Annotated in this window: 16 protein-coding genes; 7 read left to right on the forward strand and 9 right to left on the reverse strand. The window is 76.4% G+C overall.

The genetic code is table 11. From position 1 onward, the window contains the following. Positions 1-28: 28 nt before the first annotated feature. On the forward strand, positions 29-1,384 hold the full coding sequence (locus ACI782_RS09065) for a zinc-dependent metalloprotease (RefSeq protein WP_456908270.1): 1,356 nt from the start codon (positions 29-31) through the stop codon (positions 1,382-1,384). A gap of 122 nt (positions 1,385-1,506) precedes the next feature. On the opposite strand, the gene ACI782_RS09070 is transcribed toward ACI782_RS09065, so the two are convergent. Continuing rightward, on the reverse strand, positions 1,507-2,160 hold the full coding sequence (locus ACI782_RS09070) for a M48 metallopeptidase family protein (protein WP_456908272.1): 654 nt from the start codon (positions 2,158-2,160) through the stop codon (positions 1,507-1,509). Between the two features lie 377 nt (positions 2,161-2,537). Here ACI782_RS09070 and ACI782_RS09075 point away from each other — a divergent pair, with 377 nt between their 5' ends. The 3 genes from ACI782_RS09075 to ACI782_RS09085 all read left to right on the forward strand — a co-directional run bounded on the left by ACI782_RS09075 (position 2,538) and on the right by ACI782_RS09085 (position 5,349). Then, positions 2,538-2,690 (forward strand): DUF5679 domain-containing protein, encoded by a 153-nt coding sequence (locus tag ACI782_RS09075; RefSeq protein ID WP_012950213.1) that lies wholly within the window; start codon positions 2,538-2,540, stop codon positions 2,688-2,690. 130 nt (positions 2,691-2,820) lie between these two features. Further along, positions 2,821-3,903 (forward strand): ThiF family adenylyltransferase, encoded by a 1,083-nt coding sequence (locus tag ACI782_RS09080; protein ID WP_456908274.1) that lies wholly within the window; start codon positions 2,821-2,823, stop codon positions 3,901-3,903. Between the two features lie 123 nt (positions 3,904-4,026). Then, positions 4,027-5,349 carry an ABC1 kinase family protein gene (locus ACI782_RS09085; RefSeq protein WP_456908276.1) on the forward strand — a complete coding sequence of 441 codons (1,323 nt, stop codon included), beginning with the start codon at positions 4,027-4,029 and terminating at the stop codon, positions 5,347-5,349. 324 nt (positions 5,350-5,673) lie between these two features. Here the strand turns inward: ACI782_RS09085 and ACI782_RS09090 are convergent, their stop codons facing one another. The 4 genes from ACI782_RS09090 to ACI782_RS09105 form a co-directional block, all read right to left on the reverse strand. Further along, positions 5,674-5,838, reverse strand: a complete 165-nt coding sequence (locus tag ACI782_RS09090) for a hypothetical protein (protein WP_456908277.1) — start codon at positions 5,836-5,838, stop codon at positions 5,674-5,676. A gap of 79 nt (positions 5,839-5,917) precedes the next feature. Then, entirely contained in the window at positions 5,918-6,259 is a 342-nt protein-coding gene (locus ACI782_RS09095) for a WhiB family transcriptional regulator (RefSeq protein ID WP_456908279.1), read from the reverse strand. A 143-nt stretch (positions 6,260-6,402) separates the two neighbouring features. Then, entirely contained in the window at positions 6,403-6,747 is a 345-nt protein-coding gene (locus tag ACI782_RS09100) for a hypothetical protein (protein WP_456908282.1), read from the reverse strand. A gap of 185 nt (positions 6,748-6,932) precedes the next feature. After that, positions 6,933-8,951: an ATP-dependent helicase gene (locus ACI782_RS09105; protein ID WP_456908284.1), complete on the reverse strand. Its 2,019-nt coding sequence runs from the start codon at positions 8,949-8,951 to the stop codon at positions 6,933-6,935. 151 nt (positions 8,952-9,102) lie between these two features. Between ACI782_RS09105 and ACI782_RS09110 the strand changes: the two genes are divergently transcribed. The 3 genes from ACI782_RS09110 (at position 9,103) to ACI782_RS09120 (ending at position 10,694) form a co-directional block, all read left to right on the forward strand. Continuing rightward, positions 9,103-9,366 carry a mycoredoxin gene (locus ACI782_RS09110; protein ID WP_456908286.1) on the forward strand — a complete coding sequence of 88 codons (264 nt, stop codon included), beginning with the start codon at positions 9,103-9,105 and terminating at the stop codon, positions 9,364-9,366. 147 nt (positions 9,367-9,513) lie between these two features. Then, positions 9,514-10,047 carry an ANTAR domain-containing protein gene (locus tag ACI782_RS09115; protein ID WP_456908288.1) on the forward strand — a complete coding sequence of 178 codons (534 nt, stop codon included), beginning with the start codon at positions 9,514-9,516 and terminating at the stop codon, positions 10,045-10,047. A gap of 95 nt (positions 10,048-10,142) precedes the next feature. After that, the gene (locus ACI782_RS09120) at positions 10,143-10,694 is read left to right on the forward strand and encodes a uridine kinase (protein WP_456908290.1); all 552 of its coding nucleotides are present in this window, start codon (positions 10,143-10,145) and stop codon (positions 10,692-10,694) included. Positions 10,695-10,739: 45 nt separating this feature from the next. Here the strand turns inward: ACI782_RS09120 and nudC are convergent, their stop codons facing one another. From nudC to ACI782_RS09140, 4 genes are all read right to left on the reverse strand, one after another. Beyond that, the gene (gene nudC / locus ACI782_RS09125) at positions 10,740-11,711 is read right to left on the reverse strand and encodes an NAD(+) diphosphatase (RefSeq protein ID WP_456908292.1); all 972 of its coding nucleotides are present in this window, start codon (positions 11,709-11,711) and stop codon (positions 10,740-10,742) included. Next, positions 11,708-13,066 (reverse strand): M16 family metallopeptidase, encoded by a 1,359-nt coding sequence (locus tag ACI782_RS09130; protein ID WP_456908294.1) that lies wholly within the window; start codon positions 13,064-13,066, stop codon positions 11,708-11,710. The genes nudC and ACI782_RS09130 overlap by 4 nt, the downstream gene beginning before the upstream one ends. Before the next feature lie 73 nt (positions 13,067-13,139). Further along, positions 13,140-14,450 (reverse strand): M16 family metallopeptidase, encoded by a 1,311-nt coding sequence (locus ACI782_RS09135; RefSeq protein WP_456908296.1) that lies wholly within the window; start codon positions 14,448-14,450, stop codon positions 13,140-13,142. 134 nt (positions 14,451-14,584) lie between these two features. After that, positions 14,585-15,313, reverse strand: a complete 729-nt coding sequence (locus ACI782_RS09140) for a hypothetical protein (RefSeq protein ID WP_456908298.1) — start codon at positions 15,311-15,313, stop codon at positions 14,585-14,587. Between the last annotated feature and the right edge of the window lie 51 nt (positions 15,314-15,364).

A 15,364-nucleotide genomic window follows, 5' to 3' on the forward strand; every position in this document is an offset into this window, starting at 1 on the left:
CCGAAGATCACGCGTCTACCGTGGGGGCATGAGCGATCTCCCGTTCGGCTTCGGCCTCCCCGATCGCGACCCCGAGCGCCGCGACCAGCCCGGATCCGGCGGCAACGACCCGTTCGGGTTCGGGGCCCTCTTCGGCGGCGGTGCCGGCGCGGGGACGCCCGAGGACCTCCTGGGCAAGATGCCGCTGTTCGCCGAGCTGCAGAAGCTCATGAACTGGTCCGGCGGCCCGGTCAACTGGGACCTCGCCCGCCAGGGGGCGATCAGCACGCTGGCCGCCGGCTCGCAGCCGACGTCCGAGGCCGAGCGCGCCGCCGTCGCGGACGCGCTGCGCCTGGCCGACCTCTGGCTGGACCAGGTGACCGAGCTGCCGTCCGGGGTGGACCGCGCGCTGGCGTGGTCCCGCGTGGAGTGGGTCGAGCAGACCCTGCCCGCGTGGAGCGAGCTCATCGACCCGCTGGCCGAGCGGGTGGTCGGCGCCATGACCAGTGCGCTGCCCGCCGAGGCCGCGGCGATGGCCGGCCCGCTGGCCGGGATCATGGGCCGGATGGGCGGGCTGATGTTCGGCGCCCAGGTCGGCCAGGCGCTGGGCCGGTTGTCCGGCGAGGTCCTCACCAGCACCGAGGTCGGCATCCCCTTGGCCCCCGCGGGCGCCGGCGTCCTCCTGCCGCAGAACGTGGCCGAGTTCGCCGCCGGGCTGGACCGCCCGGCCGAGGAGGTGCGCCTGTTCCTGGCGCTGCGCGAGGCGGCGTCGCAGCGGCTGTTCGTGCACGTGCCGTGGCTGCGTCAGCAACTGCACGACGCGGTGCACGCCTACGCCCGCGGCATCAAGGTCGACCGCGAGGCCATCGAGCGCGGCATCAACGAGGCCATGGGCTCGATGGGCGGGATCGACCCGAGCAACCCCGAGAGCATCCAGCAGTTGCTGGGCAGCGGGCTGCTCGAGCCGGAGGAGACCCCGGAGCAGCAGATGGCGCTGCGCCGCCTGGAGACCCTCCTGGCCCTGGTCGAGGGGTGGGTGGACGCCGTCGTCGCGGCCGCCGCCGGTGAACGGCTCCCCGGGCACGGCGCGCTCGCCGAGACGATGCGCCGTCGGCGCGCCTCCGGGGGTCCGGCCGAGCAGACCTTCGCCACCCTCGTCGGCCTCGAGCTGCGGCCGCGGCGGCTGCGGGACGCGGCCACCGTCTGGGGCGCCATGGCGCAGCGGTACGGCAACGCCGAGCGGGACCGGCTGTGGTCCCACCCCGACCTGCTGCCGACCTCCGAGGACCTCGACGAGCCGCTGGACTTCGTGGCCCGGCAGGGTGCGGACGACGAGCTGCGCGCCCTCACCGAGGACGCCGAGGGCCCCGAGAAGCCGGCGGGCGAGGACGACACCGAGGACTGACCCCACCGCCGAGGGCCGGGTGCGGCTCACGGCCGGAGGCCTCCGCGACGAGGGCCGGGTAGGGCTCAGCGGCGGCCGGGGACGGTACCTGGCCGCGGTGCGGTCCGGAGGACCGCGATGACTCAGTCGACCAGGTCGTCGCCGTCGGCGGGAGCCGGTCCGTCGGCGTGGGAGAGCTCGACGCCCTCCAGGAACCCGCGGGCCCGCTCGGCCCTCGGATAGCGGGCCACCAGCGCCCAGAACCGCGCGTCGTGGCTGGGCTCGATGAGGTGCGCCAACTCGTGCACCAGCACGTAGTCGACGACGTACTCGGGCATCGCCTGCAGCCGGCTGGACAGCCGGATGGTCCCGTCGGCCGGCGTGCACGACCCCCAGCGGCGCTGCTGGTTGTCCACCCAGCGGACGCTGGCCGGCTGCGGCACGCCGTCGAGGTGGGCCGCGGACAGCGCCCGGGCGCGGGCCATCAGCTCGTCGTCCCCACCGAGGGACTTGCGACGCCGCTCCTCACGGGTCTGCAGCTTGGCCACCATCTGGGCCACCCAGCGTCGCTCCTCGGCCGGGCTGAACGCCGCCGGGATGAGCACGACCGTCCGCCCGGACTCCCGGTAGGCGGTCACCGTGCGGCGACGACGCGCACTGCGGCGGACCTCCACGTCCCCCGGCACCACCGTCGCCGACGCACTCCGGTTCGCGGGGACGGCGCGGGAGACGCGGCCCTGCTCCGGAGACGGGACGGGGACGGAGCGGTTCGGGGTGTCGGGAGACGTTCCGGGCACGCAGGAACCGTAGCCACCGCCGGGCGGCGATGTCGCACCACCGCGCCCACGACGGGGGCATGTCGCACGGACGGTGGACACGACGGCCCCCGTCCCGGGGACGGGCACCCTGACGTGCCCCCGTCCACAGCCCCACGCGGGGCGTTCGCGCAGGTCGGACGGCGAGTCGCGGACGCCTCGGAGGACAGGTGCACCGCCGCGTCCCCCGCTCGCGCACAGGGACACGCCGACGCGTCCCCACGGGTTCCACAGGTCTGTCCACAGGGTGTGGGTGGAGCGTCCGGCATCGGCCCGAGTGGGGAGGCTGCGCGCGGGTAGCGTTCCGGGGGACGGCGCCCGGGACGGGCTCCGAACATGCCTGGAGAAGGGAAGGCACCGTGGCGGAGAGCTACAACGGCTACTGCGTGAAGTGCAAGGAGAAGCGCGACTTCGACGGCGAGGTCAAGGTCAGCGAGTCCGGCCGCCGCATGGCGCAGGGCACCTGCCCCGTGTGCGGCACCAAGATGAACCGGATCCTCGGCAAGGCCTGAGACCCTCCGGCCACGGACGGCGGCACCCGCTCGGTGGGTGCCGCCGTCGTCGTCTCCGGGAACTGTGGACGCCGCCCCGCCCTGTGGACGACGACGGCGTCCGCGGCCGCGCGGCTGCGAGCCTGCCGGGGTGGACGACACCGCACACCCGCTCCTGCCCCCGACCGTTCCCCTCCTGCGGCTGGCCGGTCCCGGCGTCCGCGACACGCTCCAGGTGGGCGGGGCCGACTCGACCGACGGCCTGCTCGTCAGCCCCGGCGCGGACGACCTCCGCACCCTGCTGCGCGGGCTGGACGGGCGGCGCACCCAGCGCGGGGTCCTCGCCGACGCCGCCCGGAGGGGCCACGACCCGGCCGCGGTGACCGCGCTGCTCGACGGGCTGCGGGCGGCCGGCCTGCTGGTCGACCTCGACGCCGCCGACCTGCTCGCCTCGTACGCCGGTCCCGCCGCGGCGGCGCGGACGCGGTCCGAGCTCTCCGCGGCCGTGGCGCGGGGACCCCGGCAGGTGTCCCCGTGGCGGGTGCGCCGCGGAGCCTCGGTCGTCGTCGAGGGGGCGACGCGGGTCGGGGTGCCGCTGGCCGCCGTCCTGGCCGCGAGCGGCGTGGGCCGGGTCAGCATCCGGGACACCGGCCCGGTCACCGCCGGGGACGTCGTCGTGGGAGGGCTCGACGCCGCGGACGAGGGCCGCCCCCGTGCCCTGGCCGCCGCCGACGCCGTCCGCCGCGCCAGCCCGCTGGCCGACCTGCGCCCGCTCCCGGACGGCACGCCGGCTGACCTGGTGGTGCTCACCGACCCGTGGGCCGCCTCCCATCCATCGGCCGCGGACCTCCAGGGCCGCGGTGTGCCGCACCTGGTGGCCACGGTCCGCGGGCAGACCGGCGTGGTCGGTCCGCTCGTCGTCCCCGGGGCCACGAGCTGCCTGCACTGCGCCGACCTCCACCGTCGGGACGCCGACCCGCGGTGGCCGGCGCTCGCCGCCCAGCTGACCGCGGCGCCGGCACCGCCGGGCGGCGCGACCGTCACCTGCCTGATGACGGCGGTGACCGCGGCGGTCCAGGTGCTGGCCTACCTGGACGGCAGCGGTGCGCCGGCGACCCTGGGGGCGGCCGTCGAACTCCGCCTGCCGGACCTCGTGCCCCGGCTGCGGCGCTGGCCGGCCCACCCCGACTGCGGGTGCCGGGCGGACGCGGCGAGCCTCGTTGGGGGGACATGAGCGACCTCTCCCGGCGCCGCACCCGCCGCTCGGGGACAATGTCGGGGAGAGTGCGTCGCCGGCCCCTCGGGGCCGCGTGTTGCCGCGACCGCGGTACTGGAGAGCCAGCAGCGAGGAGAACGCGTGACCGAGACCGGACGGGAGCTCCCACGGGGTTCGGTCTCCCGGACCGCACGGCTGGCCTCCCTCCCCCTGGGTGCCGCGGGACGGGCGACCCTGGGCATCGGCAAGCGCCTGTCCGGCCGGCCCGCCGACGCGGTCACCGCCGAGCTGCAGCAGCGCACCGCCGAGCAGCTGTTCGCCGTCCTCGGCCAGCTCAAGGGCGGGGCGATGAAGCTCGGCCAGACGCTGTCGGTGTTCGAGGCCGCCGTCCCCGAGGAGGTCGCCGCGCCCTACCGCGAGGCGCTGGTGAAGCTGCAGGAGGAGGCGCCGCCCATGGCGGCGCGCACCGTCCACGCGGTCCTCGCCCAGCAGCTCGGCGGCAGGTGGCGCGAGCGCTTCCGGCACTTCGACGACGCCCCGGCCGCCGCGGCCAGCATCGGGCAGGTGCACCGCGCCACCTGGCGGGACGGGCGGGACGTCGCGGTGAAGATCCAGTACCCGGGCGCGGCCACCGCGCTGATGGCCGACCTGAACCAGCTCTCGCGGTTCGCGCGGCTGTTCGCCGCGCTGTTCCCGGGGATGGACGTCAAGCCGCTCATCGCCGAGCTCAAGGCCCGCGTGGTCGAGGAGCTCGACTACGGGCTGGAGGCCGACGCCCAGCGCGCCTTCGCCGCCGCCTACGTCGACGACCCGCAGATCGTCGTCCCGCGGGTCGTGGCCAGCGCCCCCAAGGTGATCGTGTCCGAGTGGCTGGAGGGGACGCCGCTGTCGCGGATCATCGCCTCGGGCACGCGGGACCAGCGGGACCGCGCCGGACACCTCATGTCGGTGCTGCACTTCTCCGGACCCCAGCGCGCCGGGCTGCTGCACGCGGACCCGCACCCGGGCAACTTCCGGCTGCTCTCCGACGGCCGGCTCGGGGTCATCGACTTCGGCGCCACCGCCCGGCTGCCCGACGGGCACCCCGAGCCGATCGGCCGGCTGGTGCGCTGGGCGCTCGAGGGCCGCGCCGACGACGTCCTGGCGGACCTGCGCACCGAGGGCTTCGTGCGGCCCGGCGTGGAGGTCGACGCGCAGGGCGTGCTCGACTACCTGCGCCCGCTGCTCGCCCCCATCGAGAGCCACCACTTCCACTTCACGCGGGCGTGGATGCAGGAGCAGGCCACGCGCATCGCCGACCCGCGCAGCGAGGCCAGCCGGCTGGGCCGGATGCTCAACCTGCCACCGTCGTACCTGCTCATCCACCGGGTGACGATCGGCTCGATCGGGGTGCTCTGCCAGCTCGACGCCGCCGGCGACTTCCGCAGCGTCATCGAGGAGTGGCTGCCCGGCTTCACCGCCTGAGCGCGTCACGGGTCCAGGCGCGCCTCCAGGTCTCGGAGGTGCTCCCGCGCGCACGCCGGGCACAGCACGGTCAGCGGCCCGGGCTCGCGTGGACCGGCAGAGCCGGTCGGCCGGGGTGGTGTGCTCAGCGACCAGCCGGTCGCGACGTCCCCCGCAGAACCGGTCAGGCCGCACCGGGCGCAGGTCAGCTCGTCCACTCCCCCAGCCTGGCGCGCCGGAGGGGTCAGAGCACATAGGGCGGCCGGGCCCGGGTGCACCGGGAGCACCCGGGGCCCGGCCGCGGATCGGGCGGGGGCGGGCAGGCCCCCGCGGGACGGGCCGCCGTCAGCGGACGGCGGCGCTGGCCCGCGCGGCGCGCCGCGTCGCCTCTTCGGCGCGACGGGCCCAGCGACGGGCGGCGCGGACCCGGCGGGCGCGCGCGGCGGTGTCGGCCTCGGCGCGCAGTTCGCGCAGGCGGTCGACGGCGAGGTCGTACTCGATGGTGTGCACCTTCAGTCCTCGTGGGTCCGGGGAGCCCGCCGGGTGGCGGGCCGGGATGGGTGGTGGGTGGTGGATCCGTGCGGCCGGCTCAAGCCACCGCGACCTTGCGGGGACGTCCGCGCGGCCGCTTCCGCGGGATGACCACGCCGCGCTCGAAGATCTCGCCGCCCCAGACGCCCCAGGGCTCGCCGCGGTCGAGCGCGCCGGCCAGGCAGGCGTCCCGGACCGGGCAACTCGCGCACAGCGTCTTGGCCTGCTCGAGCTGGGCCGGGCTCTCGGCGAACCACAGGTCCGGGTCGGTCCGGCACGGCAGCGGGAGCCGCACGGGAGCCGGGGACACCGGGGTCACCGGCCGTCGGGGCAGGGAACCGCCGGTCCGGGGGAGCCCCGGTCGGCGGTGGATCGTCGGGCGGTCGATCGCCTGCTGCACTGCCGCTCCTCCTCGTACTCGTCGTCTACGGCCGGCGGGGGCCCGCCGACCGGAAGTCGGAGCCGGGTGCCGCGGTGACGAAAGAGAGAGGCCGCGGAGCCCGGTGTTCGGGTTCCGCGGCCTCGAGGAGGACCGGTCGAGCGCTAGCTCAGCGGTCTCCTCGAGGAGTGGATCCCGAGGGTGGTGCCGTCGTTCTGCTCGTCCTGGGTGACGTCGGTGCCGGTGCCGATCTCATCGGTGGCGGGGAGGGCGACTCGGCCACGGCCGGTGGGCACGAGGTCGAACTGCCCGGCGCCGGGGACGTCGGTGCCGATGACCGGGGTGGCGACGGCGGGCACGCAGGTGCGCGCGCCGGCGACGACGGCGGTCAGGGGCAGGGCACGGAGGCGCTGGGCGGCGGGCGGCGCGACGAAGGCGGCCGGACGCACGGCGAGGCTCCCCGGGCCGGAGACCCCGGCGGGGGTGGCGATCCACATCGTGGTGATCATCGGTCCCCCTCCTCTCCGGGGTCGGATCCCGGCCTGTCGGCCGGTCTCGGGCTTGGTGCGGCTCGGGGCGGTGCCCCGAGCGCGAACAGGACAGTAGGGGGCCGCCGCGCGGGGGGTCAACGCAATTGACACCGCCGGGTCGGAGTGACCCCGGTCACCCGTTCGGCGTCACGGACCGCGACGCGTCACGAACCGACGGTCGCCAGCACGTCCTCGCCGTAGAGCTCCAGCTTGCGCGCCCCGATCCCCGGCAGCGCGGCGAGCTCGCGCAGCGTGGCCGGGCGGGACTCGGCGATGGCCTGCAGGGTCGCGTCGGTGAAGACGACGTAGGCGGGGACCGACGCCGACGCCGCGGCCTCGCTGCGCCAGGCCCGGAGCCGTTCGAACAGCTCCCCCGCCTCGCCCTCGAGGACGACCTTGGGGCGCTTCTGCCGCCGCGCGGGCGGGGCGGCCGTCGGGGTGGACTCCGGCACCAGCCCGGTGAGGAACCGGCTGCGCGGCCGCGACCGGCGGCCACCGGGATTGCGGGACAGCGACCACGACAGGGTCAGCTGCTCCCGGGCCCGGGTCACGGCCACGTACAGCAGCCGCCGCTCCTCCTCCACGGCCTCCGGCCGGGACAGCGACTGCGCGATGGGGACGACGCCGTCGACCAGGCCGACGACGAACACCGCGTCCCACTCCAGGCCCTTGGCCGCGTGCATCGAGGCGAGGGTGACGCCCTGCACCGTGGGCGCGTGCTGGGCGTCGGCACGCGCAGCCAGGTGGGCGACGAAACCGGCGAGGTCCATCGTGGGGTCCTCGGCCACCAGATCGACGGCGAGGTCGACCAGGGCGGCCAAGGACTGCCAGCGGTCCCGCGCAGCCCCACCCGGCGGCGGGCGGTGCTCGACCCAGCCGGTGGAGGCCAGCACGTCCCGCACGGTGGGCACCAGCGCGCCCGGTTCGGTCCCGCCGGCGGCCGCGCCGCGCAGCAGGACGACCGCCTCACGCACCTCCGGCCGCTCGAAGAACCGCTCGCCGCCCTTGAGCACGTACGGCACGCCCGCGGCGCTGAGCGCGTTCTCGTAGACCTCGGACTGGGCGTTGATGCGGAACAGGACCGCGATCTCGGCGGCCGGCATCCCGGCTTCGACCAGGGCACGGCAGGCCTGCGCGACCGCGGCCGCCTCGGTCGGCTCGTCGGGGTGCTCGAAGAAGCGCGGCGCCGGCCCCTCCGCGCGCTGGCCCAGCAGCCGCAGCCCGGGCAGCCCCTTGCGGGGTGGGGCCTGCCCGATGAGCTTGTTGGCCAGGGCGACGACCTGCGGGGTGGAGCGGTAGTCGCGCTCGAGCTTGACCACCTCCGCGTCGGGATAGCGGTCGGCGAAGCCGAGCAGGTAGTCGGGGTCGGCGCCGGTGAACGAGTAGATGGTCTGGTTGGGGTCGCCGACCACGCACACGTCGGCCCGGCCACCGAGCCAGGCGTCGAGCAGCCGCTGCTGCAGCGGGTTGACGTCCTGGTACTCGTCGACGACGAAGTGCCGGTACTGGGCGCGCACCTCGCGGGCGACGTCCGGGTGCTCCTCGAGCGCGTAGGCGGTGACGAGCAGGAGGTCCTCGAAGTCGAGGACGCCGTCCCGCTGCTTGGCCGACTCGTAACTGACGTAGACCTGGGCGACGGCGGCCGGCTCGAACGGCGGCTCGCGGCCGGCGGCCTGCGCGCGGACCGGGTAGTCCTCCGGCGTGGCCAGTGTGGTCTTGGCCCACTCGATCTCGCTGGCGAGGTCGCGGAGGCTGGTGCGGTCGGTCGACAGCCGGGCGCGGGAGGCCGCGGTGGCCACCAACCGCAGCTTGTTCTCGACCAGGCCCGGCATCGGCCCGCCGAGCACCCGCGGGGCGAAGTAGCGCAACTGGCGCATGGCCGCGGCGTGGAAGGTGCGCGCCTGCACGCCGCCGACCCCGAGGCCGGCCAGGCGGCCCCGCAGCTCGCCGGCGGCGCGGGCGGTGAAGGTCACCGCGAGCACCTGCTCGGGCACGAAGGCACCGGTGTGCACGCCGTAGGCGATCCGGTGGGTGATCGTGCGGGTCTTGCCCGTGCCCGCGCCGGCGAGGATGCAGACCGGCCCGGAGACGGCCTGGGCGGCCGCGCGCTGCTCGTCGTCCAACTGCGCGAGCACCGCCTCGGCACCCCGCACGACGCCGGGCGCTCCGGCGATCTGCGACATCCGGCCCCCCGTCTCTCCTCGATGGCCGCCCCCATCCTCCCAGCCGCCACCGACGCACGCGGGGAAGCATCCCCAGGGGCGCGGCGTTGACTCCCTGCGGTGGCCGGACTCCGCCGCGCCGCCCCACCGATCCCCAGGGAGGACCCCCTCGATGAGTGCAGCGACCGCCGCCGTGACCATGTACACCACCACCTGGTGCGGCTACTGCGTGCGGCTCAAGAAGCTGATGCAGCGCGAGGGGATCGACTACGCCGAGGTCGACATCGAGCGCGACCCGGCCGCGGCGGACATCGTCATGCAGGCCAACGGTGGCAACCGCACCGTGCCGACCCTCGTCTTCCCCAACGGCACCGCCCTGACCAACCCCAGCATCGACGAGGTCAAGAGCCAGCTCGCACCCACCGCCGAGGCGTGACGGCGAGCACCGCCGAGGGCGTGACGGCGAGTGATCCCGCAGCCTCGATGCACGACCAGGCATGATCCTCGGCCGAGGGCTGTGACGACCACGGCCCGCTGACGCCCCGGCACCCCGCCGGGCCCGCGCACACCGGAGGCCGCCGTCGTGAGTTCGAGCGTCGAGCACGCAGCCACCGCGGCCGCCTGCCCGGACGACGCGCTCGGGTCGGAGGGACCCGCGGTCGTGGTGGCCCGCACCGGCCGCGGCTGGTCGGTGCTCGCCCCCGGCCGCGCGGAGGACGTGGGCGACCTGGTCGAGGGCATGTCCCTCGCCGACCTCGTCGCCGAGGAACTGGGCGCGCTCGTCGAGCCGGACCGGACCGCGCGGCGCGCCGCCCGCGGTCCGGTCGGACCGGCCGATCCGGACGCCGACCCGCGCGAGGCGCGCCTGGCCGCGCTGGAGCGCACGGTCGCCCAGCTGGAGCACGCGCTGGCGGCGCGAGTGTCCACGGAGCGGGCGATCGGCGTCCTCGCCGAGCGGCACGGGACGTCCCCGCGGTGCGCGTTCGAGCTGCTCCGCGGCAACGCGCGGTCCCAGGGTCGGCCGGTCGCCGAACTCGCGCGCGAGGTGCTCGAGGAGCTCGAGACCCGTGCGCGGTCCGAGGGCGCGAGCCGGGAGGCCCTGGAGGGCCGGCCCTGACCCGTCCGGAGCCGCTGACCCCGGCGGCGCTCGCCGACCGGCTGGCCCGGCTGCTGGGCGACCTGTCGCCGGAACCCGGGGCGACCGCGCTGCGGGTGGCCGTCGACGGGCCGGACGTCGCCGCACCGGAGACCCTGGCGCGGGCGGTGGCCGAGCGGCTGCCGGCGCTGGGCCGGCCGGTCGCCGTCGTCCCCGCCGGCGGGTTCCTGCGCCCTGCCTCGCTGCGCTTCGAGCACGGCCGGACCGACCCGGACGGCCGCTACACCGACTGGCTCGACGCCGGCGCCCTGGCTCGCGAGGTCCTCGACCCGGTCGGCCCCGGCGGCTCCGGGCGGTACCTGCCGGTGCTGTGGGACGTCGTCCGCGACCGGGCGGCCCGCGTCCGCCCCGAGCCGATGCCACCGGGCGGGGTGCTGCTGGTCCCGGGCCCGCTGCTGCAGGGGCTCGGGCTGGCGTTCGACGTCGTCGTCCACCTGCGGGTCGCCCCGGCGGCGCGCCGCCGGCGCACGCCGGCGGAGCAGGCGTGGGAGCTGCCCGCCTTCGACCGCTACGACGCCGAGGTCGACCCGGTGGCCCTGGCCGACGCCGTCGTCCTGGCCGACTCCCCCGACCACCCCGCGCTCAGCCTCCGAGGGAGGTTCGAGTGAGCGGCCCCCTCCCGGGCACCGCCCCGAACCTGCGAGGGTCCTCCTTCAGCCGAGCTCGCCGGCCACCCAGCGGTCGATGATGTGCCGGGCGATGGAGACCGGCGGCGGCAACGCCCGCGGGCCGGCGCCGGAGCGCAGCTCGTCACGGGTGAACCAGCGGGCCTCCTCGATCTCGGTCGGGTCCAGCCGGAGCGTGGGGTCACCCTCGACGCGGGCGGTGTAGCCGAGCATCAGCGACTGCGGGAACGGCCACGGCTGGCTGCCGACGTACCGGATGTCGGTGACCCGCACGCCGACCTCCTCGGCGACCTCCCGCGCCACGGCGCCCTCGGCGGACTCCCCCGGCTCGACGAACCCGGCGAGGATCGAGTACCGCCCCGGCGGCCAGACCGCCTGACGGCCGAGGACGCAGCGGTCCCCGCCGTCGTGCACCAGCATGATCACCGCCGGGTCGGTGCGCGGGAACAGCTCGGCGCCGGTCACCGGGTCGCGACGCACCCAGCCGGCCCGCTCCACGGTCGTCTCGGCTCCGGACAGCGGGCTGAACCGGTGCCGCTCGTGCCACTCGAGGATGCCGATGGCCTGGGCGAGCAGGCCCGCGTCGAGGTCGTCGAGGTCGGCGCCGAGCTCGCGCAGCCCGCTCCAGGCGTCCACCGGCCGGTCCCCGACGGTCAGCCGCCGGTCGCCGCGGACGGCGGCATAGGGCACGCCGTCCGACTCGCCGAGGTACACCGCCCCCTCCGGCAGCTGCGGCCGCTCCTCCCAGAGCAGCCGGGGGCGGCTGCCGTCCTCCTCGACCGGCACCTGCCGACGCTCGTCGACGGTGAGCACCCGCACCGGCCGGCCGCCGGTGGGGTCGGGCAGGGTCCGGGCCAGGTGGCTGCGGTCGTGCGCGGAGCGGGAGAGCACCGGCACCTCCCCGGGCGGGGACGGCCGGCTCTCCGGCCAGGAGCCGCGCGCGGGGTCGTCGGTGGGCGGGTTGTCGGCCGGCGTGCTGCCGCCCTCGGGGACGGTCACGCCGACGCCTCGGCGGGGGTGCGGACGTCGACCGGTCCGAGCGCCCGCAACCCGTCGGCGACCCGCTCGGCGTCGCCGACCACCACCGCGGTCAGCGCGGCCGGGTGCAGGTAGCGGCGGGCCGCGGCCTGCACCTCCTCGACGGTCACCGCGGCGAGCGCCCGCTGGTGCTCGGTCAGCCAGCTCGGCGGCAGCCCGGCGCCGACCAGGGCCGACAGCGTGCTGGCCAGGCCGGCGTGCGTGGCGATCGACAGCGCCATGCTGCCCAGGACGTAGCGCCGGGCGCCGTCCAGCTCCTCGGGCGTGACCGGGGTGAGCGCCATCCGGCCGAGCTCGTAGAGGACCTCCAGCATCGCCGGCGCGGTGACCTCGGTGGCGACGTCGGCCTCGACGAGGAAGGACGACGCACCGACGAGGTGGTCGACCGAGCTGCGCGGGCTGTAGCTGTAGCCGCGCCGCTCCCGGATGTTCTCGACCAGCCGCGAGGAGAAGTAGCCGCCGTAGACCATGTTGGCCAGCCGGACGGCGGGCAGGTCGGGCTCGGTGCGGCTCGGGGCGGGGCCGCCGAGCCGGAGGTTGGACTGGACCGCGCCGGTCCGGTCGACCACCTCGAGGTGTCCCCGGTCCAGCTGCGGGACCGGCGGCGCGGTCACCGCCGTCCCCTCGCCGGTCCAGCCGGCCAGGGCCTCCCCCGCCGCGTCGACCGCGGCGGCCGGGTCGAGGTCGCCGACGAGCACCAGCGTGCTCCCGGCGGGCAGCACGCGCTCGCGGTGCAGCTTGCGCAGCGCCGGGCCCCGGACGGCGGCGACCGCCTCCGGGGCGGGCAACTGCTCGGCGTAGGGGTGGGGCCCGTAGCGGCGGGCGGCCAGTGCGGTGCGCGCGATCACGCCGGGCTGCGACCGGGCGATGGAGATCCGCTCGGCGACGCGGGCGCGCTCGGCCTCGACTTGGTCGGTCGGGTAGGTCGCGCTGGTGAGGACCTCGGCCAGCACGGAGAGCACCGGGGCCAGGCCCTCGGACAGCAGCGTGGTGGAGAACAGCAGCCGGTCCGGGTCGGCCGAGACCGACAGCTCCCCGCCGTGGGCCTGGAACAGCTGCGCGATGCCGGTCGCGTCGTGCGCCTCGGTGCCGAGCAGGACAGCGCCGGAGAGCACCGACGTCCGGGCGGTGTGCGCGGCCGCGGTCCGCGCGGTCGCGGCGGCGAAGGGCACCCGGAGCCGCAGCTCCACCAGTGGGACGCCGGGGCGCGGTACGACGACCAGCCGGAGTCCGCTGGGCAGGGTGGCCTCGGTGACGGCGAGCTCCGGCTGCGGGCGGGGCTCGCCCAGCGGCGGGACCAGGTCCGGGGCACTCACGAGTCCTCCTCGCCGGCGCTCGTCGGCCGCGTTCGCGGCACTGCTGTGTCCATGCGTGAGCTCGCGAGCTCGCTCACGGGCGACCTCCCGTCGCGCGCAGTTCGAGGATGGCCGCGGTGCCGGGGTCCAGCCCGCGGGCGGCGGCCTGCAGCTGGTCAGGGGTGACCGCGGCGAGCCGGGCGGCGAGCTCGCCGGCGAGCTCGGCGCGGCCGTGGACCAGCTCCGCCGTGCCGAAGGCCAGCGTGCGGCCCAGCACCGAGTCGGCCTGGCGGAGCAGCTGCGCCTCGGCGCGGGCCTGCACCCGCGCCAGCTCCTCGGCGCCCACGCCCTCGTCGGCGATGCGGCCGATCTCCTCGTGCACCGCGGCGAGGACCTTCTCCACGTTCACCGAGCCCGGGTGGTGGACCTGGGTGGTCAGCAGCGTCGCGTCCCGGACCTCGAAGGGGTCGCCGAACAGGCCGACGTAGCTGCTCTGGGCCACGGCCAGCTGGTCGTCGTGCACCAGCCGGCGCTCCAGCCGGGACGCGTCGCTCTCGCTGAGCAGCTCGGCGAGGAGCACCGTGCCCAGGTAGGTGTCGAGGTCGCCCACCGGGTCGGGGACCCGCCAGCCGATCGCCACGGCGGGGGTCGGCGCCAGGCGGTCCTCGACCACACCGGAGCGGACCGTAGTCGGGGACGGCTCGCCGGTGGGGACCGTCGGCGGCACCTCACGGGCCTCGATGGGGCCGAACCAGCGGCGCACCAGCCGCTCGGTCTCCGGGACGTCGAGGTCGCCGCCGATGCACAGGACGGCGTTGCCCGGCGCGTAGTAGCGGTGGAAGAAGTCCGCGGCGTCCTCGACCGTGGAGGACTCCAGGTCGACGAACGACCCATAGCCGTCGTGGGTGTTGGCGAAGCTCTCGAAGGCGATCTGCGGCAGCTGCAACCAGGGAAAGGCGCCGTAGGGCCGGTTGAGGACGTTGACCCGGATCTCCTCCTTGACCACGTCGATCTGGTTGCGGAGGTTCTCCTCGGTGATGGCCGGCGCCCCCATCCGGTCGGCCTCGAGGAAGATCGCCCGCTCCAGCGCCTCGGCGGGCAGCGCCTCGTAGTAGTTGGTGAAGTCCTGATGGGTCGAGCCGTTGAAGGTGCCGCCCGCGGCCTGGACCAGGCGGGCGTGCTCCATCTTCGGCACGTTGGCCGAACCCTGGAACATCAGGTGCTCGAAGAGGTGGGCGAACCCGGTGCGGCCTTGCGGCTCGTTGCGCATGCCGACGTCGTAGGAGACGGTCACGGCGACCACCGGCACGCTGCGGTCGGGCGCGAGCACGACCCGAAGGCCGTTCTCCAGTCGGAAGCGCTCCACCGGGTGCCGGAGGGTGAGGTCGGCCCCAGCTGCTGTCACGTCCCGACAGTAGCCGGGCACGGGGACCGGTCGCCGGGCGGTGACCCCGGGCGGGAGCAGCTGGGCAGACCCGCCGCCGGGCCCGGCGTGGTCCGGCCGGACCCGGCGTGGTCCTCAGGGGCGGGAGGAGCAGGTCAGTCGTCGCCGCCGGAGTCGTCGCCGCCGCGGCCCCGACCGCGGCCGCGGCCCGAGTCGTCCCCGGTCCCGTCGTCCGAACCCGAGCGGTCGTCCACGCGGCCAGCGGAGTCGTCACCCGGCGCGTCGTCCGACCCGTGCCCGCCGCCGGACCGCCCGGCCGAGTCGTCACCGGGCGGGTCATCGGAGCCGTGCCCGCCGCCGGACCGCCCGGCCGAGTCGTCACCCGGCGCGTCGTCGGAGCCGTGCCCGCCGCCGGACCGCCCGGCCGTGTCGTCGGAGGACGGCGCGGTCGCCGGGGAGTCGTCCCCGCCGCGTCCGCGGCGGTCGTCGCGCGGCCCCTCGACGGCGAAGCGGGGGCTGCCGTCGACGCAGGTGACCGTCACCTCGACCTCCTGCGTGCCGTTGCGCCACTCGACCTGGCCGGGGCGCGGGGAGTCGTCCGGCGTCCACCCGGGCTCCGGTGTGGCGCTGAGCGACACCACGTCGCCGTCGCACGTGGCGGAGACGGTGCCGGCGACGGTCACCTGCTCGCCGGTCGACGGGTCCGCAGGCGCGGGGTTCCCGGACCCCGGGGACGACGTGGACTGCGGGGCCCCGGTGGCCGAGGCGGGCTGCGTGGGGGGCGACGCGTCAGCGCCCCCGACCGAGGCGGCGAGGATGCCGAGGCCGACGGCTGCGGCCGCCGACGCGGTCCAGATGGCGCGGGAGGCGCGGGTTCGTGTCATGGGCCGACCCTGTCGCCGGCGTGGTCAAGGTCACGCTAAGGACAGGCCAAG

The organism is Geodermatophilus sp. SYSU D00703, assembly GCF_054050155.1.

What these genes read in the sequence shown, in the direction of transcription:
- ACI782_RS09065 (WP_456908270.1), top strand. Translation starts at nt 29, where the DNA reads ATGAGCGATCTCCCGTTCGGCTTCGGCCTCCCCGATCGCGACCCCGAG.
- ACI782_RS09100 (WP_456908282.1), bottom strand. Translation starts at nt 6,747, where the DNA reads ATGATCACCACGATGTGGATCGCCACCCCCGCCGGGGTCTCCGGCCCG.
- ACI782_RS09105 (WP_456908284.1), bottom strand. Translation starts at nt 8,951, where the DNA reads ATGTCGCAGATCGCCGGAGCGCCCGGCGTCGTGCGGGGTGCCGAGGCG.
- ACI782_RS09110 (WP_456908286.1), top strand. Translation starts at nt 9,103, where the DNA reads ATGAGTGCAGCGACCGCCGCCGTGACCATGTACACCACCACCTGGTGC.
- ACI782_RS09140 (WP_456908298.1), bottom strand. Translation starts at nt 15,313, where the DNA reads ATGACACGAACCCGCGCCTCCCGCGCCATCTGGACCGCGTCGGCGGCC.